Source organism: Micromonospora sp. CNZ286, assembly GCF_014207755.1.
Genome location: NZ_JACHIZ010000001.1, coordinates 3,936,224 through 3,960,668, shown reverse-complemented (window position 1 = coordinate 3,960,668; position 24,445 = coordinate 3,936,224). Strand labels below are relative to the sequence as shown.

Below are 24,445 nucleotides of genomic sequence, written 5' to 3'. Positions count from 1 at the left end.
CTCCGATGGCCAATGAAGACAAGCTCCGCGATTACCTCAAGCGGGTCATGGCTGATCTCCACGACACCCGCCGCCGACTCAGCGAGGCCCAGTCCCAGGAACTGGAGCCGGTGGCGATCGTGGCGATGAGCTGCCGGTTGCCGGGCGGGGTGCGCAACCCCGACGACCTGTGGGAGCTGTTGCGGGAGGGCCGGGACGCCGTCGCGCCCTTCCCCGACGACCGGGGCTGGGATCTGGAGCGCCTCTACCACCCCGATCCCGACCACCCGGGCACCTCGTACGCCCGGGAGGGCGGGTTCGTCGACGGGGCCGGCGACTTCGACTCCGCCTTCTTCGGCATCTCGCCCCGCGAGGCGCTGACCATGGACCCCCAGCAGCGGCTGCTGCTGGAGACCTCCTGGGAGGCGGTAGAGGCCGCCGGTATCGATCCCGCCTCGCTGCGCGGCAGCCGGACCGGGGTGTTCGTCGGCACCAACGGGCAGGACTACGGCACCCTGCTGATGATGTCGCCCGACGGCGACGAGGGGCACTCGATGACCGGGGGCGCGGCGGCCGTCGCGTCGGGCCGGGTGTCGTACGCCCTCGGGCTCGAAGGACCGGCCGTCTCCATCGACACGGCCTGCTCGTCGTCTCTGGTGGCGCTGCACCTCGCCGTGCAGGCGCTGCGGGCGAGGGAGTGCGACCTGGCGCTTGCCGGCGGGGTGACGGTGATGGCCACTCCGGGCCTCTACATCGGATCCAGCCGGCAGCGCGCACTCTCCACCGACGGGCGGTGCCGGTCGTTCGCCGCCGCCGCCGACGGCGCCGGGTTCTCCGAGGGGGTCGGCTGGCTGCTGGTCGAGCGGCTGTCGGACGCCCGCCGCAACGGCCACCGTGTCCTGGCGGTGGTACGCGGCACGGCCGTCAACCAGGACGGCGCGTCGAACGGGCTGACCGCGCCCAACGGGCCGGCGCAGCAGCGGGTCATCAGCCAGGCCCTCACCTCCGCCCGGCTCTCCACCGCCGACGTCGACGTCGTGGAGGCGCACGGCACCGGCACCAAGCTGGGCGACCCGATCGAGGCGCAGGCGCTCATCGCCACGTACGGGCAGGACCGTGGCGAGGCCCCGCCACTGCTGCTCGGCTCGGTGAAGTCGAACATCGGCCATGCCCAGGCCGCCGCGGGCGTGGCCGGCGTGATCAAGCTGGTGCTCGCCATCCGGCACGGCCTCGTGCCGGCGACGCTGCACGTCGACGCGCCGTCTCCGCACGTCGACTGGGCGGCCGGCGCGGTGGAACTGGCCACGGAGGCACGCCCGTGGCCCGAGACGGGCCGGGTACGCCGGGGCGCCGTCTCCTCGTTCGGCATCTCCGGCACCAACGCCCACGTGATCATCGAGCAGCCGACCGAGCCGGTTGAGCCGGGTGTTGTCGAGTCCGTGTCCGGGTCCGGTCTGGTCGCTTCGGATGTGGTTGTCTGGCCGGTGTCGGCGCGGTCGAGGGCTGCGTTGGCTGGGCAGGTTGTCCGGCTCGCGGGGCACGTGCGTGAGCGGGGTGAGGTCGATCCGGTGGCGGTGGGGTGGTCGTTGGCGACCACCCGGTCGGCGTTCGATCATCGGGTGGTCGTCGTCGGGTCGTCTGCTGAGGGGTTGCTCGCTGGGCTGGACGCTTTCGCTGCCGGTGAGCCGGCGGGGAATGTGGTCGCGGGGGCGGCGTCGGGTCCGGGTGCGGGTCCGGTTTTCGTGTTTCCGGGTCAGGGTGCGCAGTCGGTGCGGATGGCGGCGGGCCTGGTGGGTCGTGTGCCGGTGTTCGACGAGTGTTTGGCCGAGTGCCGGCGGGCCCTGGCGCCGTATCTCGATGTGGATCTCGTGTCGGTGCTCACGGGTGAGGACGAGTCGTGGCTGGAGCGGGTCGAGGTCGTGCAGCCGGTGCTGTGGGCCGTCGGTGTCGCTCTGGCGGCTGTGTGGCGCGCGGCGGGTGTGGTGCCGGAGGTGGTGATCGGCCATTCGCAGGGTGAGATCGGTGCGGCGTGTGTGGCGGGCATTCTGAGTCTGGAGGATGCGGCGAGGACGGTGGCGTTGCGTTCGCGTGCTCTGGCCGTGCTGCGTGGTACGGGGACGATGGCGTCGGTGGACCTGCCGGTCGACGCGGTTGCCGAGCGGCTGCCCGCGTTTGCGGGTGTCGGGGTCGCGGCGGTCAACGGTCCGTCCACCGTCGTGGTGTCCGGTCCGCCGGAGCGTGTCGCCGGCCTTGTGCAGGCGTGCCGGGCCGAGGGTGTCCGTGCCCGGTTGATCCCGGTGGACTACGCGTCGCATTCACCCGCGGTGCAGGAGGTCGCCGAGCAGCTCCGCGCGGATCTGGCCGGTGTCAGCCCGCGGGCCGGTCATACCCGGCTCGTGTCCACTCTCACCGGGGACTGGGTCGACCCGGCGGTGATGACCGCTGACTACTGGTACGACAATCTGCGGCAGACTGTGCTCTTCGACGCGGCCGTGCGGACGGCTGTGGCTGCCGGGTACACCACGTTCGTCGAGATCAGTCCGCATCCGGTGCTGGCGATGCCGGTGACTGCGATTCTTGACGACGCCGGTGTGAGTGGGCACACCATCGGTAGTCTGCGTCGTGGTGACGACGACGTGACCCGGTTGCTGACCAACCTGGCCACCGCGTACACCGTCGGCCTGCCCGTCGACCTGACGAAGGTGCTTCCGGCCGCGGCGACCGTCGACCTGCCCACCTACGCCTTCGACCACCACCGGTACTGGCCCGCGCCGCCGCTCTTCCTCGCCGCGGCCGACGCCGCCCCGGACATCGACCGCTGGCGCTACCGGGTCACCTGGCGAGCCCTGCCCGACCTGCCGCTGACCTGGCTCGCCGGCACCTGGCTCGTGCCGGTGCCCGCGGCGCTGGAAGACGACCCGCTGGTCACCGACGTGCTGTCGGCCCTCGGCAACTTCGGCGCGGACGTCGTCCCGGTGGAGCTGGACGCCACCGGCGATCCGGCGGCGCTGGCCGAGCGGCTCAGCGCCGCGCTCGCCGGCCCCGGCGGACCCGTCGCCGTGCTCTCGCTGCTGGGCCTGGACGAGCGGGCGCACCCGGAGCACCCGGCCACCTCGCTGGCCGTCTCGGGCACCGCCCTGCTGGTGCAGGCGCTCGGGCTGCTCGGCGTCGAGGCGCCGCTGTGGTGCGCCACCCGGGGAGCCGTCGTGGCCTGCGCCGACGACCCGGCGCCACGCCCCGCCGCCGCCTCCGTCTGGGGGCTCGGCCGCGCCGTCGCCCTGGAACACCCCGCCCGCTGGGGCGGCCTGCTCGACCTGCCCGACGTGCTCGACGCGCAGGCCGGCGCGCTGCTCTGCGCGGCGCTCGGCGCCAGCGGTGGCGAAGACGCCTTCGGCGACGACGGCGCGGAGCAGTCCGGCCGGGGCGAGGACCAACTCGCCGTCCGCGCCTCCGGCGTCTTCGTCCGCCGCCTCACCCGGATCACCGAACCCGAGACGGCCGCCTCCGGCGACGCGGACGACACCTGGCGGATGCGCGGCACCGTGTTGATCACCGGTGGCACCGGCGGACTGGGCGGGCATCTGGCCCGCTGGGCCGGCCGCTCCGGCGCCGCGCACGTCCTGCTGGCCAGCCGGCGCGGCCCGGACGCCCCGGGCGCCGCCGAGCTGGAGGCGGAGCTGACCGACCTCGGCGTACGGGTCACAGTGGCCCGCTGCGACGTCGCCGACCGGGCACAGGTGGCCGATCTGCTCGCCGCCGTCCCCGCCGACGCCCCGCTGAGCGCCGTGCTGCACACCGCCGCCGTCCTCGACGACGGCATCGTCGACACCGTCACCGCGCAGCGCCTGCACACAGTCGCCGCGTCGAAGTGCGTCGCCGCGCTGCACCTGGACGAGTTGACCCGCGACCTCGACCTGGACGCCTTCGTGCTCTTCTCCTCGGTGGCCGGCACCACCGGCAACGCCGGGCAGGGCGCGTACGGGGCGGCCAACGCCTTCCTCGACGCCCTCGCCGAGCGGCGCCGGGCCGAGGGACTGCCCGCCCTCTCGGTGGCCTGGGGTGCCTGGCGCGGGGCCGGCCTGCCCGCCGAGAACGAACGCGCCCAGGAGCGGCTGCGCCGGGGCGGCATGATCGGCATGGACCCGGAACTGGCCGTCGAGGCCCTCGCCCGGGCGCTGCGCCGCGACGAGCCCACCACAGTCGTCGCCGACATCGACTGGGCCCGTTTCGCCCCCGCGTTCACCCTGGTGCGGCCCAGCCCGCTGATCGGCGACCTCGCCGAGGCCCAGGAGGCGACGCAGCCGGCCGGGCAGGAGGCCGCCGAGGAGGAGACGGACGTACCGTCGGCCCTCGCCCGGCGGCTCGCCGCGCTCGCGCCGGGGGAGCGCGCCGCGACACTGCTGGAGCTGGTGCGGCAGTGCGCGGCGACGGCCCTCGGCTACGGGGCCGCCGACGACATCCCGGCCACCCAGCCCTTCCGCGACCTCGGCCTGGATTCGCTGACCGCAGTCGACATGCGCAACTTCTTGGCCGCCGCCACCGACCTGCGGCTGCCCGCGACGCTCGCCTTCGACTATCCGAACCCGACGGTGCTCGCCGCGCACCTCGGCGAACTGCTCACCGGGATCGTGCCCGACGTGTCCACCCCCGCCCCGGCCACCGCGGCCGAGGACGACGACCCGATCGCCATCGTGGCGATGAGCTGCCGCCTGCCGGGTGGGGCGGACACCCCGGAGCAGCTGTGGCAGCTCCTCGCCGCCGGCGGCGACGCCATCGGGGAGTTCCCCACCGACCGGGGCTGGGACCTGGACCGGCTCTTCGACTCCGACCCGGACAAGGAGGGCACCAGCTACGCCCGGGAGGGTGGCTTCGTCACCGGCGCCACCGACTTCGACGCCGGCTTCTTCGGCATCAGCCCCCGCGAGGCCCTCGCCATGGACCCGCAGCAGCGACTGCTGCTGGAGGCGTCCTGGGAGGCGATCGAGCGGGCCGGGATCGACCCGCACACGCTGCGCGGCAGCGCCACCGGCGTCTTCGTCGGCACCAACTACCAGGACTACCGCAACCTGATGTTCAGCGCCGAGGGCGCCGAGGGGCACCTGATGACCGGCAATGCCGGCAGCGTCCTCTCGGGCCGGGTGTCGTACACCCTCGGGCTGGAGGGGCCCGCCGTCTCGGTGGACACCGCCTGCTCGTCGTCGCTGGTCGCGCTGCACTGGGCCTGCCAGGCGCTGCGCCGCTCGGAGTGCTCCCTCGCCCTGGTCGGCGGCGTCACCGTCATGTCCACCCCCGGGGTGTTCGTCGGCTTCAGCCGGCAGCGGGGCCTCGCTCCGGACAGCCGGGTCAAGGCGTTCGCCTCCGCCGCCGACGGCACCGGCTGGGGCGAGGGCCTCGGCCTGCTGCTCGTCGAGCGGCTCTCCGACGCCCGCCGCAACGGTCACCCGGTGCTCGCGGTCATCCGGGGCAGCGCCGTCAACCAGGACGGCGCTTCCAACGGCCTCACCGCCCCGAACGGCCCGTCGCAGCAGCGGGTGATCCGGCAGGCGCTCGCCAACGCCGGCCTCGCCCCGGCCGACGTGGACGCCGTCGAGGCGCACGGCACCGGCACGAAGCTCGGCGACCCGATCGAGGCGCAGGCCCTGCTCGCCACGTACGGCCGGGAGCGGCCCGCCGAGCAGCCGCTCTGGCTCGGCTCGATCAAGTCGAACATCGGTCACACCCAGGCCGCTGCCGGTGTCGCCGGGATCATCAAGATGGTGCTGGCGCTGCGGCACGGCTACCTGCCGCAGACCCTGCACGTCGACGAGCCGACCGACCAGGTGGACTGGAGCGTCGGCGCGGTCGAGCTGCTCGGCGAGGGCCGCCCCTGGCCGGTCACCGACCACCCGCGCCGCGCCGCCGTCTCCTCGTTCGGCATCAGCGGCACCAACGCGCACACCATCCTGGAGCAGGCCCCGGAGCCGGTCGAAGCCGAGCAGCCGACGGGTGACCCGGCGCGGCTGCCGGTGGTGCCGGTGCTGCTGTCGGGCCGTTCGGCGTCCGCGCTGGCCGCCCAGGCGCAGCGCTGGTCCGAGCAGCTCACCGGGCTGGAGGCGCCACGTACGGTCGACGTCGGCTGGTCGTCGGCCGTCGCCCGGGCCGCCCTGGAGCACCGGGCCGTCGTGCTGGCCACCGACCGGATCGCGCTGGATGCCGGGCTGCGCGCCCTCGGCACCGGCAAGGACGCGCCGCTGGTGGTCACCGGCGTGGCGGTGCCCCGGCCGAAGGTGGCGTACCTGTTCTCGGGGCAGGGCGCCCAGCGGGCCGGGATGGGTCGCGAGCTGGCCGAGGCGTTCCCCGTCTTCGCCGCCGCCCTGGACGAGGCCTGCGCCGCCCTCGAAGCGCACCTGCCCCGCCCGCTCAAGCCACTGCTCTTCGCCGAGCCCGGCACGCCCGAGGCCGAGGCGCTGGACCGCACCGAATTCACCCAGCCGGCGTTGTTCGCCGTGGAGGTGGCGCTGTTCCGGCTGTTCGAGGCGTGGGGGGTCTGTCCCGACGCCGTCGCCGGGCACTCGATCGGCGAGATCGCCGCCGCCCACGCCGCAGGCGTGCTCTCCCTGGCCGACGCCGCCGAGCTGGTCGCCGCCCGGGGCCGGCTGATGCAGGCGCTGCCGGCCGGCGGGGCGATGCTCGCCGTCGCCACCACCGAGGCCGAGGTGACCGCCACGCTCGGCGAGCGGGCCGACCGGGTCTCCGTCGCCGCCGTCAACGGCCCCTCCGCCGTCGTGGTGTCCGGGGCCGGCGACGCCGTCGAGGAACTGGCCTCCGAGTGGGCCGGCCGGGGCGTCCGGGTCCGGCGCCTGACGGTCAGCCACGCGTTCCACAGTCCACTGATGAATCCGGTGCTCGACGACCTCGCCGCCGTCGCCGGACGGCTGCGGTACGCGGCTCCGAGCATCCCGATGGTCTCCACCGTCACCGGCGCGCCGGTCGACGCGGCGGAGATCGGCACGCCCGACTACTGGGTGCGCCACGCCCGCGAGGCGGTACGCTTCGCCGACGCCGTCGTGGCACTGCGCGAGCGCAACGTCACCGGCTACGTCGAGATCGGCCCGGACGGGGTGCTCACCGCCCTCGCCCAGGCCGTCCTGGCCGAGGCCCCGGCCGGCGGCCGGGCCCCACTGGTGGTGCCCGCCCTGCGCCGGGACCGCGCCGAGCCGACCACCCTGCTGCGCGCGCTCGCCGCGCTGCACACCCACGGCGTCTCCCCGGACTGGTCCGTCCTCTACGCCGGCACCGGCGCCCAGCGGGTCGAGCTGCCCACCTACGCGTTCGACCGGCAGCGCTACTGGCCGGAGCCGCCGCCCTGGGCCGCCCTCGTGGCCGCCGACGAGGCCACCGAGGTCGAGCGCCGCTTCTGGGCCGCGGTCGAGGCCGAGGACCTCGAGTCGCTGGCCCGCGACCTCGACGTGCACCGCGACCAGCCGTTCGGCACCGTGCTGCCCGCCCTGTCGGCGTGGCGCCGGCGCGGCCGGGAGCAGGCCCTGGTCGACGGCACCCGTTACCGGGCGGTCTGGGAGCCCATCGCGGAGACCCCGCAGGAGCAGGACCCCGGCCGGTGGCTGGTGCTGCTGCCCGCCGACCGGGCGGACGACCCCGACCTGCACTCCTGCACCTGGGCCCTGGGCGCCGAGGTGAGCATCGTGCCCGTGGACACCGCCGCCGACTCCGAGGAGCTGTGCGGCGGGTTCGCCGACGTGCTCACCGAGGCGCTCGGCGCGGGCGACGGGCCGCTGTCGATCCTGTCCTTCCTCGGCCTGGACGACGCCCCGCACGCCGAGCACCCGGCGCTGCCGCGCGGCCTCGCCGCGACCGTGCACCTGCTCCAGCAGCTCGTCGACCTCGACGCCTCGGTCCGGCTCTGGTGCGTCACCCAGGGCGCCGTCGGCCTCGGCGACGGCGACGCCCCGGCCAACGCGCGGCAGGCGATGCTGTGGGGCCTGGGCCGGGTGGCCGCGCTGGAGCAGCCCGCCCGCTGGGCCGGGCTGGTCGACCTGCCCACCGACCTGGAGCCGTGGACGGCGATGCGTCTCGGCGGCATCCTCACCGGCGGCGGCGTGGAGGACCAGGTCGCAGTCCGCGAGTCCGGGGTGCTGGTGCGGCGGCTCGTACCGGCCACCACCGACGGGGAGCTCACGCCGTGGCAGCCCCGGGGCACGGTGCTGATCACCGGAGGCGCCGGCGCGCTCGGTGGGCACGTGGCCCGCTGGGTGGCCGCCGAGGGCGCGCAACGGGTGGTGCTGACCAGCCGGCGGGGGACCGACACCCCGGGCGCCGCCGAGCTGCTCTCCGAGCTGGCCGGGCTCGGCGTGGACTGCCGGGTGGTCCGCTGCGACGCCGCCGACCGCGCCGCCGTGGCCGACCTCCTGGCCGATCTCCGGCGGGAGGGGCCGCCGCTGCGCGCGGTGGTGCACGCCGCGGGGGTCAGCGAGGTGGTGCCGCTGGCCGACACCACCCTGGAGGACCTGGCGTACGTCATCGCCCCGAAGGTCAGCGGCGCCGAACACCTCGACGAGCTGCTCGGCGACGCCGAACTGGACGTGTTCGTGCTCTTCTCGTCCATCTCGGCGGTGTGGGGCAGTGGCGGACAGGGCGCGTACGCGGCCGGTAACGCCTACCTGGACGCGCTCGCCGAGCGGCGACGCGGCCGGGGCCTGGCGGCCACCTCCATCGCCTGGGGACCGTGGACCGAGTCGGGCATGTACACCGAGGGTGCGGCGGAGCAGCTGCGTCGCCGTGGGCTGCAGGTGATGCCACCCGGTGTGGCGATGGCCGGGCTGCGGCACGCCCTGGCGGCCGGCGACAGCTGCGTCACAGTCGCCGATGTCGACTGGGCCACCTTCCAGCCGCTGTTCACCTCGCTGCGGCCCAGTCCGCTGCTGGCCGACCTGCCGGCCGTACGCGGACTGGCCGCCACCCCCGCCGAGGCGCCGGACGCGGTCGCGCCCGGCTCCCGGGATCTGCTCGCCGGGCTGCGGGCGCTGCCCGACGACGAGCGGCGGGCCGCACTGCTGGAGATGGTGCGGGTCGACGCGGCGAAGGTGCTCGGCCACCCCTCCGCCGACGCGATCGAGACCGACCGGGGCTTCCTGGACCTCGGCTTCGACTCGCTCACGGCCGTGGAACTGCGCAACCTGCTCACCGCGGCGACCGGGCACGACCTGCCCACCACCGTCGTCTTCGACTACCCCACCCCGGACGGCCTGGCCGGCCACCTGTACGAGCAGCTCTTCGCTGACGGCGAGGGGGACGACGGCGACGGCGGCGACGAGGAGTCGGTGCGCCGGGCCCTCGCCGCGATCCCGCTCGACGAGCTGCGGCAGGCGGGCCTGCTCGACCAGCTGCTCCAGCTGGCCCGTACGAGTGCCGGCACGCCGCCCGTGGCGCCCGCCGTCCCGGTCACGTCGCCCGCACCCGAGACCCAGATCCGCGAACTCGACGTCGCCGGCCTGGTCCGGATGGCCCTGGAAGGCTCCGACTCGTGACCCGGCCGGCCCTGAGGAGCGCCCGATGACTGTTTCCCTGGACGAGGTCGTCGGCGCGCTGCGTGCGTCCCTGCTCGACAACCAGAAGCTCAAGCAGCAGAACCAGCAGCTCACCGCCGCGCTCAGCGAACCGGTGGCGATCATCGGCATGAGCTGCCGGTTCCCTGGCGGTGTCAGGTCACCCGAGCAGCTCTGGGACCTGGTGGCCGCCGGCAGCGACGCGATGTCGGCGTTCCCGGACGACCGGGGCTGGAACCTGGGCGCGCTCTACGACCCGGACCCCGACCCCGACAGCCGGGGCACGTCGTACGTGCGCGAGGGCGGGTTCCTCTACTCCGCCGGGGACTTCGACCCGGCGTTCTTCGGCATCAGCCCCCGCGAGGCACTCGCCATGGACCCGCAGCAGCGGCTGCTGCTGGAGACCGCCTGGGAGGCGTTCGAGCGGGCCGGCATCGACCCCACCCGGCTGCGCGGCGCGCCGACCGGCGTCTACGCGGCCACCAGCAGTCAGGGTGACTATGCGGCTCTGCTTACCGGGGTCACCGGCGGCGTCGAGGGCTACCTCGGCACCGGCAGCGCCGCAGCCGTGGCGAGCGGCCGGATCTCGTACGCCCTCGGGCTGGAGGGGCCGGCGGTCACCGTTGACACCGCGTGCAGCTCGTCGCTGGTCGCGCTGCACCTCGCCTGCCAGGCGCTGCGGCTGGGCGAATGCACGATGGCGCTGGTCGGCGGGGTGTCGGTGATGGCCACCCCGACCGTCTTCGTGGAGTTCTCCCGGCAGCGGGGCCTGTCCACCGACGGCCGGTGCAAGTCGTTCGCCGCCGCCGCCGACGGCACCGGTTGGTCCGAGGGGGCCGGCATGCTGCTCGTCGAGCGGCTCTCCGACGCCCGCCGCAACGGCCATCCGGTCCTCGCCGTGCTGCGCGGCAGTGCCGTCAACCAGGACGGCGCGAGCAGCGGGCTGACCGCCCCGAACGGCCCGTCGCAGCGCCGGGTGATCCGGCAGGCTCTCGCGAACGCGGGGCTGAGTGCCGACCAGGTGGACGTGGTCGAGGCGCATGGCACGGGTACCACTTTGGGTGATCCGATCGAGGCGCAGGCCCTGATCGCCACGTATGGGCAGGGTCGGTCCGCGGACCGGCCGCTCTGGCTCGGCTCGATCAAGTCGAACATCGGGCACACGCAGGCGGCGGCGGGTGTGGCCGGGGTGATGAAGATGGTGCTGGCGATGCGGCACGGGGTGCTGCCGCCCACGTTGCACGTGGACGAGCCCACCCCGCATGTCGACTGGTCGGCCGGGGCGGTGTCCCTGCTGACCGGCACGCAGCCCTGGCCGGAGACCGGGCAGCCACGCCGGGCCGGGGTCTCCGCGTTCGGGATCAGCGGCACCAACGCACACGTCGTCATCGAGCAGGCCGTCGCGACGGACACCGACGACGTCCGGCGGGCCGGTACGCCCGCCCCGCCGGCACCGTGGATCGTCTCGGCCCGCTCCGCGCCGGCCCTGGCCGGGCAGGCGCGGCGGCTGCTGGCGCATCTGGCCGATCACCCCGACCTGACCGCCGCCGACGTGGCGTACTCGCTGGTCACCACCCGGGCGGCCCTGCCGTACCGGGCAGCGGTGATCGGCGGGGACCGCGACGAGCTGCGGGCCGGCCTGCACGCGGTCGCCGAGGAGCGCGACACCCCCGGCGTGGTGCGCGGCGTGGCCCGCCGGGCCGGCAAGGTCGCGTTCCTCTTCACCGGGCAGGGTGCCCAGCGCCCCGGCATGGGCGCCGAGCTGTGCCGCAGGTTCCCGGTCTTCGCCGCCGCCTTCGACGAGGTGGCCGGGGAGCTGAACCGGCACTTGAGCCGGCCGCTGCGGGAGGTGGTCTTCGCCGGGGCCGACTCGCCCGACGCGGATCTGCTGGACCGTACCGAGTTCACCCAGCCGGCGCTGTTCGCCTACGAGGTCGCCGCATACCGGCTGGTCACCGCCTGGGGGCTACGCCCGCAGTTCCTGCTCGGCCACTCGGTCGGCGAGCTGGCCGCGGCGCACGTCGCCGGGGTGCTGTCGCTGGCCGACGCGGCGACCCTGGTGGCCGCCCGGGCCCGGCTCATGCAACAGTTGCCGCCCGGCGGGGCGATGCTGGCGGTACAGGCGTCCGAGGCGGAGGTGGTCCCGCTGCTCGACGAGCGGGTGTCCCTGGCCGCCGTGAACGGCCCCCGGTCGGTGGTGCTCTCCGGCGACGAGGAGGCCGTGCTCGCGGCGGGGCGGCGGCTGTCTGCCGAGGACCGGCGGTCCCGTCGGCTGCGGGTCAGCCACGCCTTCCACTCCGCCCGGATGGACGCCATGCTGGCCGACTTCCGGATCGTCGCGGAGAAGGTCGCCTGGCACCCGCCGAACCTTCCGATCGTCTCCGACCGCACCGGCGAGCCGCTCACCGCCGCCCAGGCCACGGACCCGGGCTACTGGGTCGACCACGTCCGGGACACCGTCCGCTTCCACGCCGGCGTCGCCACCCTCGCCGCCGGCGGCGTCGGAACCTTCGTGGAACTCGGCCCCGACGGCGCCCTGACCGTGCTGGCCCGGGAGTGCCTGCCCGACATGGAACCGGCGGCCTTCGTGCCGCTCGCCCGCCGGGACCAGCCGGAGACGACCACGCTGCTCGCCGCGCTGGCCGCGGTCGACCTGCGCGGTGCCGGAGTCGACTGGGCGGCTCCCTTCGACGGCAGCGACGCCGCGCGCGTCGAACTGCCCACCTACGCCTTCCACCGCGAGCGCTTCTGGCCGGACCCGCCCACCGTGGATCTCGTCCCGCCCGCCGCGACCGGCGAAGACGAGGAGTTCTGGGCGGCCGTGGCGCAGGGACGACCCGCCGAGCTGGCCGCCGCGCTCGGCCTGCCCGCCGACCGGCAGGACGCGCTCGCCGACTTGCTGCCCGCCCTCGCCTCCTACCGGGACCGGCGGCGTCGCGGATCGGAGCTGGACGGGCTGCGCTACCGCGCCGACTGGGAACGCGTCGACCTGTCAGCCCCTACCACGCCGGCCGGTCGATGCCTGCTGGTGGCCGGGGCAGGCACCGACGCCACCGCGGTGCTCACCGTGCTGCGCGCCGAGGGCCTGGACCCGACGCTGGTCACCGTGGGCGACGACCTGGACGCCGTGGCCCGGGCCTTGCTCGCCGACGGCACCTGGTCGGTCGTGGTCTCGCTGCTGGCGGCGGAGGAACGGGCGGCCGGCACGGGGACCGGCGCGCTCGCCGGGACAGCCGCGCTCGTGCGGGCCCTCGCCGCTGCGGGGAACGGCACGCCGATGTGGACCGTGACCCGGGGCGCGGTGGCCGTCGACGCGCACGACGCCGCTCCCGGCGTGGCCGGGGCGTACGTCTGGGGGCTGGGCCGGGTGCTGGCGCTGGAGCAGCCGCGCTCGTGGGGCGGGCTGGTCGACCTGCCGGCGGAGCCGGACGACGTCGCGCTCGCCGCGCTCGCCCGGGTCGTCGCGTCCGGCGGTGACGAGGACCAGGTGGCGGTACGCGCCGGCGGGGTGTACGCCCGGCGGCTCCACCGGATCCCGGCCGGCGCCACCGATACGGACTGGCGGCCCCGCGGCGCGGTCCTGGTGCACGGTTCCGCGCAGGTGCGTACCCCACACCTGCTGCGCTGGCTCGCCGAGCGGGGCGCGTCGCACCTCGTCCTCGTGGGGCCGGTGGCGGACGCCGACCCGCTCGGCCCGGACGTCACCGTCACCGCCGTCGACGACCTGGACGGGCTGCCCGAGGCGCTTGACCGGCTGGCCGCCACCGGCAGCGAGATCCGTACCGTCCTGCACATCGCCGACTCCGACGGGGCCGGCGACCCGGTGGCGGTGCTGGATCCGCACGACCTGGCCGACGCCGTGGCCGCCCGTACCACCGCGGTGGAACTGCTCGGGCGGGCCTGCGCCGGCCTACCGATCGACGAGTTCGTCGTCTTCACCTCGACGGCCGCCGTCTGGGGCAGCGGGGGAGCGGCGGTCGCCGCCGCCGTGGGCGCCGGGCTGGAGACGCTGGCCGCCGGCTGGCGTGCCGCTGGCCGCCCGGCCACCGTCGTCGCGTGGGTGCCCTGGGCGGACGAGGTCACCGATGCGGCGCAGCTGCGCCGCCGGGGGGTCCGGCCGCTGCCCGCCGACGTGGCCCTGGCCGCGCTGGGGCAGGCCCTGGTCCGCGGCGACGACCAACTGGCCGTCGCCGACCTCGACTGGCCCGCGTTCGTGCCGGCCTTCACCGCCGTACGGCCCAGCGCGCTGCTGCGCGGCGTGCCCGAGGCGACGGCCGGTGCCGAGCCGGAGGCCGGCGATGCCGCGGCGACCGATCCCGCTCGCGCGCTGCGCGAGCGGCTGGCCGGCGTCCCGGCCGGCGACCGGCACCGGATCCTGCTGGACCTGGTCCGGGCGCGGGTGGCCACCGTCCTCGGGCACGCCTCACCCAACGCGGTCGAGGCCGACCGGGACTTCCTGGAACTCGGCTTCGACTCGCTGACCGCACTGGAGCTGCGCGACGCGCTGCGCCAGGAGACCGGGGCGGAGCTGTCGACGACCCTGCTCTTCGACCACCCCACGCCTACGGCGCTGGCCGTTCACCTGATCGGCCGGCTCCTCGGCGCGGAGGCGGCCGGGGACGGCGCGGACGACGCCGGTGGACCTGCCGGGAATGGTGCCGGCGGCGGACTGCTCGGCGGGTTGTTCAACCAGCCGAAGGCGCGTGAGGACCCGGCCGGGTATGCCGAACTGCTGGTCAAGCTCGCCCAGTTCCGCCCCAGCTTCCGCGAGCCGGCGCAGCTCACCCGCCCGGCCGGCATCCTCCGGCTGGCCGAGGGCGGCGCCCGGGCGCAGTTGGTGTGCTGCTGCACGATGTCGTTGCTGTCCGGCGCGCACGAGTACGCCCGGCTGGCCGCCGGCTTCCGGGGCGTACGTGACGTGTGGGCCCTGCCCAACCCCGGGTTCGGCGCGGGCGAGGAGCTTCCCGCCGACCTCGACGCGCTGCTGCGGGTGCACGCCGACACGGTTCTGCGTACCGTCGGCGCCGGCCCGTTCGTGCTGGCCGGTCACTCCGGTGGTGCGATGGTGGCCAACCTGCTCGCCGGGGAGCTGGAACGCCAGGGCCGCCCGCCGGACGCGGTAGTGCTCATGGACACCTACCCGGCCGACAGCGAGGTGCTCGGCGGGTGGGTGCCGCAGCTTCTCGACGGGATGATCGACCGGGACACCGCGTACACGCCGATGGACGACTGGCGGACGACGGCGTGGGCGGGCTACCTGCCGCTGTTCCTGGACTGGCAGCCGACCGAGACGGCGGCGGCGACCCTGCTGGTGCGGGCCACCGAGCCGCTGGGGGAGTGGGACGGCGAACCGGACGGCTGGCGGTCGCGCTGGCCCTACCCGCACGAGGCCGTCGACGCGGCCGGCGACCACTTCAGCATGGTCGCCGACCGGGGTCCGGAACTCGCCGGCACGGTCCAGCGCTGGCTGGTCGCGCGGGGCCTGTGACCGGTTCCGCCCCTGGCGTGCCCCTAGCGCCCCCTATCGGCGCACATACATCTATCGGACCGACGTTCCAGGACGGAGCATGACGACGTGGACGAGGCAGTGGTGGTCACGGAGCTGGTCAAGCGGTACCAGCCCAACATGCCACCGGCGGTGGACGGGCTGAGTTTCTCCGTCGCCGCCGGTGAGGTCTTCGGCCTGCTCGGGCCGAACGGTGCGGGCAAGACGACGACGATCGGGGTGCTGACCACACGGGTGCGGGCCACCTCGGGCCGGGCCCAGGTGTGCGGCGCCGACGTGATCGGCTCGCCCGCCGTCGCCCGGCAGTTGCTGGCGGTCGTACCGCAGCGGGTGAACCTGGACCGGGCGCTGACCGTCCGGCAGAACCTGCTGTTCCACGCGGCCTACCACCGGGTGCCCCGGGCGCAGCGCATCCGGCGGGCGGACGAGTTGCTGGACCAGATGGGGCTCAAGGACTTCGCGAACCACCGCACCGACTTCCTGTCCGGCGGCCTCGCCCAGCGCACGATGATCGCCCGCGCGCTGATGCACTCGCCCCGGGTGCTCTTCCTCGACGAGCCGTCCGCGGGCCTCGACCCGCAGTCCCGGCTCTTCGTGCACGACCGGGTCGCCGAGCTGAAGCGGTCCGGGGTGACCGTGGTGGTCACCACGCACGACATGGACGAGGCGGAGAAGCTCTGCGACCGGGTCGGCATCGTCGACCACGGCAAGCTGCTCACCCTGGACACCCCGTCCGCGCTGACCCGTACGCTGCCGGGCAGCAGCACCCTGACCCTCGTGGTGACCCCCGGCGCCCCCGCCGAGGAGGTGCGGGCCGCGCTCGATGCGATCCCCGACGTGGAGCAGGTGGAACACTTCAAGATGACCGCCAAGGTGCCCGCCGCCGCGCCGGCGTTTCCCGGCATGCCGGCGATGCCGATGCCCGCCCCGGTCCCGGACGCGCCCGCCGACTCGGACGCCCCCCTGTCCTTCCGGGTCTACACCAGCGGCCAGCCGGCCAACGCCATCCCGATGGCGATGAAGATCCTCGCCGACCTGGGCTGCGAGGTCCGTGACCTGAACATCGGCCAGCCCAGCCTGGAAGATGTCTTCATCCACCTGACCGGAAGGGAACTTCGGTGAGCGTCGCCGCCCCCGCCCCCCCGTCCGCGCCGTCGCCGGCCTCGTCGCCGCCGCCGGTGCGCGCGCTGGACCAGTTCGCCACGTTTCGGGCGGTGCTCTCGCGGGACCTGTTCGTCACCGGCCGGGAGCTGGTCGGCTTCCTGCTCCAGGTCTTCATCCAGCCGCTGTTCATGCTGCTGATCTTCGGCAAGGTGCTCAGCGACCTGGGCTACGCCAGCGACGACTTCTCCAACGTGCTGCTGCCCGGCGTCATCGCGCTGAACGCCTTCCTGATCGGCCTGGAGAACACCGCGCTGCCGATGATGATGGACTTCTCCTTCACCCGGGAGATCGAGGACCGCCTCCTGTCGCCCATGGCGATTCCGCTGGTGGCCCTGGAGAAGATCGTCTTCGGCGGCATCCGCGGCCTGATCGCCGGCGTGGTGCTGATCCCGGTCGGCATGCTCATGCTCGGTGTCACCTGGCCCTGGGCGGTGGTGCTCAAGGTGGTCGGGGTGTTGGCGATCGGCGCGCTGGTCGGCGCGGCGGTCGGTCTCGCCTTCGGCACCCTGGTGCCCACGCAGCACATCCAGATCATGTTCACAGTGGTGATGACCCCGATCATGTTCACCGGTGCCACCCAGTTCCCGCTGCTCGGCCTGGACTCGCTGCGCTGGTATCAGGTGATCTGTTCGCTGAACCCGCTGACCTACATCAGCGAGGCGACCCGGTCGCTCGTCGGCCCGCCGGGGGTCGAGTCGCTGCCGCTCTGGCTGTGCATGTGTGTCCTCACCGGGGTCTTCGTGGCGTTCTCGGCGATCGGCATGCGTGGCTTCATGCGCCGCGCCATGGACTGACCGGCCCGGGATGCGTCCGCCGAGGGCCCGAACCGCTTCTGCGGTTCGGGCCCTCGCTGCGTCGTCGCCGGTCGCGGTGGGTGTCGCAGGGGGCGGTTCCACCGCGCCCCTGCGACAGCCGTCAGGACGTGGCGCTCTGTGTCTCGTCGGCCAGTGTCTCGGCGTACATGACGAGCCGGGACGGAAGGTCGGTCCGGCGCTTCACGTCGAGCTTGCGGTAGACCCGGGTCAGGTGCTGCTCGACAGTGCTCACCGTGATGAAGAGCCGGCTGGAGATCTGGCGGTTGGTGTGGCCCTGTGCGGCCAGCGCGGCGACGCGCCGCTCGGCGTCACTCAGCCCGTCGTCCGGTTCCTGGAGCTCGGCGGCGGCCGGGTACGCCGGCAGTCCGCTGCCCGGCTCCCGGCGGATCAGCCGCTGAGCCAGCACCGACGCCCCGCAGTCCTGCGCGAGCTGGTAGGCGCGGCGGACGAGCAGCCGGGCGCGGGCGGAGTCTCCGGCGCGCTGGAGTGTCTGACCGGTGTCGCCGAGGGCGCGGACGAGCTCCAACCGGTCGCCGCTGGACTGGAGCAGGTTGACCGCCTCGGAGAGCAGCTTGCGCCGGTGGTCCTGGGCGGCGGTGGTGGCGAGCAGGCGCAGCGTACGGCCCCGGGTCCGGTCGTCGACCCCGTGCGGCACCCGCAACTGCTCCTGCAGGAGCTGCATCGCCTGCGTCTTGTTGCCGACGCTGAGCTGCACCCGGGCCAGCTCCAGCCGCCACGGCACCAGTCCGGCCGCGTCGATCCCCCACGTACGCATCAGCTCGCCGCAGCGCCGCAGGTCGGTGGTGGCGGCGTGCGGCCGGCGTACGGCCAGGTGGTGCCGGCCGCGCGCGGCCAGGTAGTGCAGGCCCAACGGGGTGCGGAACATGCCGGGCGGGGTCGGGTGGGCCAGCCACCGGTCGGCCTCGGCGAACCGGCCCGACTCCGTCGCGGACGCGATCAGGGTGGACAGCGGTCCGGCGATCGCCACACCCCAGGCGGGGGCGGGCATGTCTTCCAGGGCCGCGCGGGCGTGGTGCTCGGCACCGGGCAGATCGCCGACGCGCAGGGCCGCCTCCGCCCGGATCGCCCGGATCACTGCCCGCCAGCCCGGCGCGTGCTGAGCCACCGGCCGGTCGAGCAGCACGTCGCCCCAGACCGCGGCCCGGTCCGACCGGCCGGCCCAGAGCAGCGCCAGCAGGGGCGCGGTCAGCAGGCCGAGGGCGCCGTCGTCCGTGTGGTGGCGCTGCAGGATCTGCTCGGCGGTCGTCACCGTGTCGTTGTCGGCGGTCGGCGTCAGCGCGGCGCCGAGCACCGTGACCGCCTGCAGGAGCGGGCTGACGGTGGTCGGGGCGCCGGCCGCGCGGCTCCAGGTGGCCGGGGTCTGCCGCACGCTCGCCAGGTGGTCCGGGTGGGAGAGGGAGATCAGAAGCTGCATGATCCGCAGGCGGCCGGGCGGGGCGGCCGGGCCCTGCTCCTCGTCCGCCGAGAAGCCGCTGACGGCCTCGGCAGCCTCATCGATGCGGCCCTGCCAGAGCAGGTACGGCACGGCGGAGAGGCTCGCATCGGTGGACCAGCCGGCGGCCCGCGCCGTCTGCACCAGCTCCGTCAGCTGCCCGTTCACCGTCAACGGGTTGATCTGCCAGCGGGCATTCACCAGCATCTCGGTGGTGGCGGTGCGTTGCCGCTCGTCCACCGGCGCGCGGGCGAGCAGCCGCAGGCAGGCTGCCGCCACGTCGGGCCGGCCCGACGAGAGCGCGTGACCGGCGGCGTCCTGGAGCACCGGCACCCTCCAGCCGGTCACCGCCGCACCGGCGGCAACGAGGTGCTCGGCGACCACGCTCGCCTCGGCGCCGCGGTCGTGCAGCACCTCGGCGGCCCGCTGGTGCAGGCTGCGCCGCTCGTCGGCCGACATGTCAGCCAGGATCGAGCGCAGGATGCGCGAGTGGCGTAGCTGGTCACACTCCATCAGGCCCGAGGTACGCAACACCCGTACCGCCGGGACCGTGGTCGCGGGCATCACGTCGAGGAGGTGGCCGAGCAGTTCGGTCGACGCGGGCCGGTCGAGCACGGCGAGCGCCTGGGCCACCCGGCGTACCCCGGGCTCGTGGCGGTAGAGGCACCCGAGCACGGCCTGGTCGAACGCGTCACCGACGGACGGAACGTCGTGGTCGCTGCCCTCGCCACCGGCCCGTTCGTCGAGCAGCGCCCGGGTGAGCAGCGGATTGCCTCCGGTCATCCGGACGTAGTGTTCCGCGGTCGCGCGGGTGTCGGCGTCGTCGACGGCGCCCTCGACCAGCCGGGCGACGGCGTCGACGGTCAGCGGTGGCAGGCCGATCCGGGAGAAGTGCGGCTGGCTGAGCAGCTCGGCGCGGAACAGCGGGTGCGGCGGGCGCAGCGTCGACGCCTCCGCGAACACGACCATGATCCGGGCGTGGCGCAGCCGTCGGGTCACGTAGAGCAGGCAGTGCAGCGAGGCCGGGTCCGCGTGGTGCACGTCGTCGACGAGGAGGACCAGGGGCCCGTTGGCCGTCAGGTCGATCAGGGTGGTGAAGAGGCCGTGCAGCAGGGGTGCCCAGGCCCGGTCTCCGTCGGACGCCTCGCCGCCGACTTCGGGCAACGGCACCGCGGAGGTGGCGTCGCGCAGCAGCTTCTCGACGTGGGCGGCGGTCTCCGGGGCGAGTCGTGCACTGTGGAACAGCTGCCCGACGACTCCCAGGTGGAGACCGCGCTCCGCCCGCGAGCCGGTCGCGCTCATCACCTGCCCGCGGGAGCCGGCCGTCCACTCGCCGAACGACTCCAGCAGGCTGGTCTTGCCGCTGCCCACGGCACCGGTGACCAGCGCGACGTGTCCGCGCTGCTGCTCCTCGCACGCGTGGAACACGCGCCGCAGACGGGTGATCTGTTCCTCTTGCTGAACCAACACCTGCGCGTAAGCCCTCCTTGTACGCGGCGCGGGCCTGGAAACGCCGGTGCGGCCCGACACCGCCACCCCTGCCGGAGACAGCCGCCCCTCCGCCCGCGTCTCGACGGGTAGGGGTGGAGCGCGCCGGGCGGCCACGCCGGGTGGACCTGAAATCCTTCGTCGGACCGGTCTTCTTGCCGTACGGTCCGCGTGTCGAGGCGAGTCTGGCACCGGCATGATGGTGCGACAACGGGCGTGAGACCCCATCGTTTCGCACCCAAACCTGCGGCCCCAGAAGGCATTTAGGGGTTGCGCGACTCGGGGTGAGGGGTGTTGGAGCCGATCGGCCCGGGGGAGGCGACACGCCGGTGAGCGGCTGGTGTCGGGGCGTACGGCTTGATGGTGCCACACCGCGACTCCCGGCGCACGCCTGGTGGTACCCACAGTGGTGGTGAGCAGACTCTTCGCGACGGTCGGCGAGGGCGACGGTCGCGTGACGCCCGGTGGCTGTTCCGTGCGGAAGCCCGACCGGGATCAGCGCGGCCGAGGGCCGGACGGACGGCCGCCCGGGGGGTCCGTGCCCCGCGTCAGCGGATCCAGCACCGTCGTACCGGGGCGGTCGAACCGCAGCCGTCCGGCGAGTTCGCCGCGCGAGTTGACGTCCAGCTTCCGGTAGATGCGCGTCATTCGCTGTTCGATCGCGCTGACCGTCAGGAAGAGCTTCTCGGCGATCTCACGATTGGTGTGACCCTGGGCGGCCAGGGTGGCCATCCTGGATTCGGTGTCCGTCAGGCCCTGGACCACGACCGCCGCACCCGCCCGGCCGCCGGTGGCACCGTCTCTGGTGGACAGGGCGCTGGGCCACAACGTCGGGATGCCGCACTCCTCTGCGAGAGCCCAGGCCGACCGGGTCGCGGCGCGGGCCTGCCGCCGGTCGCCGGCCTGCTCGTAGGCGTGACCGAGGTCGGCAAGGTTGTGCGCCAGTTCCATCCGGTCGCCGCACTGCCGCAGCAGCCGTACGGCGCTGCGCAGGTGCGGGATCCGTTCCTGTCCCTCCTCGGTCGCGGCCAGAACCCGCAGGGCCGCGGCCCGGTACCGGACATGGACGGGCCGCAGCCGGGCCAACTCGTCGCGCACCAGCTTGCGCGCCTGCTGACGGCGGCCCATCCGGAGCAGCGCCCGAGCCGATTCGGTGCGCCACGGCACCAGGCCCGAGAAGTCCAGCCGCCACCGCTGCATCAGCTGCCCGCAGAGCTGGAAGTCGGCCAGCGCGGCCTCGGGGTTTCCCGCGGCGAGGGCGTGCGTCCCGCGGGCGTGCAGGTAGTGCAGCCCGAGCGGGGTCTCGAAGATCGCCGGCGGCACCGGCACCTGAAGGCAGGCGGCCGCCGTGTCGAGCTGGTCCATGAAGGTCAGGGCCCGTATCCGGACGGCGAGAGGTATCCCGATCACCACCCCCCAGCCTTTCGGCGAGAGCTGCCCCAGTGCCTCGTCGGCCAGCTTGCCGGCGCGGGGGAGGTCGCCGAGCCGGCCGGCGACGGCGGCCCGCAGGGCGGTGAGCGTAGCCGAGGGGGTGGGGTGGTGTGGGGTGGCGAGGTGGCGGTCCAGCCGGTCGCACCAGTCGTCGGCCAGGTCGAGCTTGTCGGCGTAGATCATGGCGATGAGGGCGCAGATGACCCTCCACATGTGCGGTTCGTCGTCCGGCCCGGTGGTCGACAGTGTCCGCTCGGCCGCCTCGACCACGCCCGCGTCACCCCGGGCCAGCACGCCGGACAGCAGGATGACTCCGCTGAGCCCGTGCTTGACCCGGGCCAGCGTGAGCGGATCCCGCGCGGCCACGGCGGGCGCGGGCCGGTCGACCATGACCCCGGGATAGAGCGTCGAGATCCAGCCGGTGATGACGAGCAGCTCGGCCGCGGACTGCGGATCGGCGGGATCCGACCGCTCGCTCAGGTGCCTGACCAGGTCGACGGCCTTGTCGATCTCACCGTGCCAGAGGAGGTACTGGATGGGACCGGCGGCCTGTTGGCTGCCGAGGTGCCCGGCCCGGATGGCGGTGGCGACGCTGACCAGGTGGGGGATCGTGGCCTGCGGGTCGAGCCGCCACTCGGCGCGCGCCAGTGCGGAGCGGATCCGCGCCCGCAGACACTCGCCGACGCCACTGCGGTGCGCCCGGCGCAGGTACCGCAGGGCGGTCTCCACCTCGCCGTCGAGCAGCGCCTGCTCGCCGGCGTCCAGCAGGGTCTGCGCCATCCAGGGTTCGGCCAGCTCGCCGATGTCCACCAGGTGCGGCGCGATCCGGGCCGGGGGCGCGCCGTCGTCGTGCAGCAGGCGGGCTGCTCCCAGATGCAGCCGTACGCGTTCCTCGGCGGTCATCCCGTCGATCACGGCCTGGGTCACCGCCGGATGGCGCAACCCCTGTTCGTCGATCAGCCCCGCGCTGGTCGACTTGTCGACAGCGCCCAGCGCGGGGTGCAACCGGGCGTCGACGAGATGCGGCAGCAGGCTGCCGTGCAGCGGCTCGCCGGTCACGGCGAGCACCCGGGCGGCGTTGAGCACCAGGCGGTCGCAGCGGTACAGGCAGCTCAGCACGGCCTCCCGGAACGACTCGCCGACCGCCGGGGCGTCGGCGGACCGTGGCGCGGCTGCCTGGTCATCGGCGAGCGCATGCACCAGGAGCGGATTCCCGCCGCTGATCCGGTGGCTCTCCTCGGCGATGCTGCGGGCGAGCGGGATGTCGAGCCGCTGGGCGAGCAGCTGGAACGTCCCCTCGGCGGTGAGCAGCGGCAGGCGGATGCGGTGCAGCTTCGCCGGTTGCAGCATCTCGGCGTGCACGTCCGCCTGCCACGGCCGGGTGCGTGGCGCCTCCGTCAGGACCATCAGCACGGGCAGGCCGGAGAGCCGCCGGGCCACGTAATCGAGACAGCGCAGCGACGGCACGTCCGCGTGGTGGATGTCGTCCACCACGATGACCAGCGGCCCCCGCGAGGTCAGTTCGAGCAGGGCGCGCCCGATGGCGGCGGTGAGCCGGGCGTTCTCCGCGTCCGCCGGATCGGCGTCGCTCCATGCGAGGGCGCCCGCGTCCAGCAGCCGGGCGAGGCGGGCCCGGATGTCGGGGGCGTCCGCGGCGCACGACGGCACCGCGCGGACGAGCTGCCGGACGACCTCCAGCGGTACGCTGCGCTCCGCGCGGGAGGCGCTCGCGCCGATGACCCGTGCTCCGGCGTCGCAGGCGCGCCGGGCGAAGGTCTGTGAGAGCGCGGTCTTGCCGGAGCCGACCGGGCCGGTCAGCACGGTCACCGGCCGGTCGGTCGGCGAGGTGCCGCCGCGGAGCAGGTCTGCGAGTCGGCGCTCCAGCAGGCCGAGCTGGCTTGAACGCTCGGTCAGCTCCATCACCGCCCCCTCCGGGGGAGGGCCGCGTGCCCGGTGCGGCCCGACAGCTCGACCAAATTGGAGACCGGCAATTCTTGACCCATTCCATTATCGGCAAGTATCGACGGGTGTCGAGCTTTGCCGGTGCGCCATCGACCGACTTGACCGGTTGGCTGCTGCGAGCCGTGTTCCCGTGTGCGTCGGCGATAATTCCCCAGCTCTCGCGGGGTCGACACTTCCTATCGACCTCCTTGATGGTGGGAGTATGGCAGTTGGGCAATTGGGCGGCAAGCCGAGTTGTGTAAAGGATGAGCAAACATGGGTTACTTGTCTCGGGTGACCCGGACCGGGGGTGGCGACGGAAAGTCGCCGGCTGGTCCCGTACCGTGACAGAGCGCTCCCATGAGCCGATGGTTCCGCTTATTCGGCCCGCCTGCTGATTGGCGAATGGGCTTTTCCGTGCTAATCCGGCGTCCGGGCGTTGCCGGTCGCTCTCGCCGAGGTGTTCGAAGCCGCCCGCGGTTGCGGCGTGCGGAGACGTCGAGCTGAGCGTCATCGTCGTTGAACTCGGCGTTCGTGACCCCGCCCGTGCCGATCCCGGCGCGGGCGGGCCTGGCGCCGGCGGCTGGTGTGGAGGTGTCGTCCGCCCCCGGGGTGGGGCTGCGGGGTCTGGTCGGGCCTCCGGCAATTGCCGGAGGCGCTCGATTGTTGCGATGTAAGGCATCGATGCCGGAACTGCGATCGATGCCTGTCCGATCCTGCCGGCGGTCGAGGCTTGGTGTGCGTCGGCGGGCCACGATTCGGACGTTTGGGAGATTCTGCGATTATGTATGAAAAGGAATTATGCGTCCGAGTGTCTGTTGGTTGCGGAGGTCTGCGGTCCCATTCGGCCTGAAGGCTGATCTCATGCGGGACGCGTCAATGCGATAAAGTCGTGACAGCGAGCTGCCGGGCATTGAGAAAGACGTTTTCCGATCGGTTTTCGCTCGCTGAGGACAAATGCGGTCTCTGTATTGTTCGCCGAGCCGGAGTGAGCGCTCGGGCCGGCCGTTGTGTCCGGACGGCCGGGATCCGGTCCTAGCTGGCCAGTAGGCCCGGACAGGGGGATTCGGACTCGGCGGCTAGGGGTTGTGCCCGACGATAGCCCGGCCCTAATTTCGGGGCACCC

At 74.0% G+C, this 24,445-nt stretch carries 5 protein-coding genes and 1 pseudogene; 4 read left to right on the top strand and 2 right to left on the bottom strand.

Features of this window, described 5'->3' with window-relative positions; all coding sequences use genetic code 11:
* Nucleotides 1-5: 5 nt before the first annotated feature.
* The 4 genes and pseudogenes from FHX31_RS17840 (at nucleotide 6) to FHX31_RS17825 (ending at nucleotide 16,985) form a co-directional block, all read left to right on the top strand.
* Nucleotides 6-9,503 carry a type I polyketide synthase gene (locus FHX31_RS17840; RefSeq protein WP_184976811.1) on the top strand — a complete coding sequence of 3,166 codons (9,498 nt, stop codon included), beginning with the start codon at nucleotides 6-8 and terminating at the stop codon, nucleotides 9,501-9,503.
* Between the two features lie 25 nt (nucleotides 9,504-9,528).
* Nucleotides 9,529-15,009, top strand: a pseudogene (locus tag FHX31_RS17835) (type I polyketide synthase); the annotation flags it as partial.
* Between the two features lie 87 nt (nucleotides 15,010-15,096).
* Nucleotides 15,097-16,149 (top strand): ABC transporter ATP-binding protein, encoded by a 1,053-nt coding sequence (locus FHX31_RS17830; protein WP_013477268.1) that lies wholly within the window; start codon nucleotides 15,097-15,099, stop codon nucleotides 16,147-16,149.
* Entirely contained in the window at nucleotides 16,146-16,985 is an 840-nt protein-coding gene (locus FHX31_RS17825; protein ID WP_013285643.1) for an ABC transporter permease, read from the top strand. The genes FHX31_RS17830 and FHX31_RS17825 overlap by 4 nt, the downstream gene beginning before the upstream one ends.
* A gap of 121 nt (nucleotides 16,986-17,106) precedes the next feature.
* On the opposite strand, the gene FHX31_RS17820 is transcribed toward FHX31_RS17825, so the two are convergent.
* Together FHX31_RS17820 and FHX31_RS17815 are read right to left on the bottom strand one after the other, a co-directional pair.
* On the bottom strand, nucleotides 17,107-19,929 hold the full coding sequence (locus FHX31_RS17820; protein ID WP_047890662.1) for a helix-turn-helix transcriptional regulator: 2,823 nt from the start codon (nucleotides 19,927-19,929) through the stop codon (nucleotides 17,107-17,109).
* Between the two features lie 513 nt (nucleotides 19,930-20,442).
* Nucleotides 20,443-23,298, bottom strand: coding sequence for a helix-turn-helix transcriptional regulator (locus tag FHX31_RS17815; protein ID WP_184976810.1), 2,856 nt, complete (start codon nucleotides 23,296-23,298; stop codon nucleotides 20,443-20,445).
* Nucleotides 23,299-24,445 lie beyond the last annotated feature (1,147 nt).

What these genes read in the sequence shown, in the direction of transcription:
- FHX31_RS17840 (WP_184976811.1), top strand. Translation starts at nt 6, where the DNA reads ATGGCCAATGAAGACAAGCTCCGCGATTACCTCAAGCGGGTCATGGCT.
- FHX31_RS17815 (WP_184976810.1), bottom strand. Translation starts at nt 23,298, where the DNA reads ATGGAGCTGACCGAGCGTTCAAGCCAGCTCGGCCTGCTGGAGCGCCGA.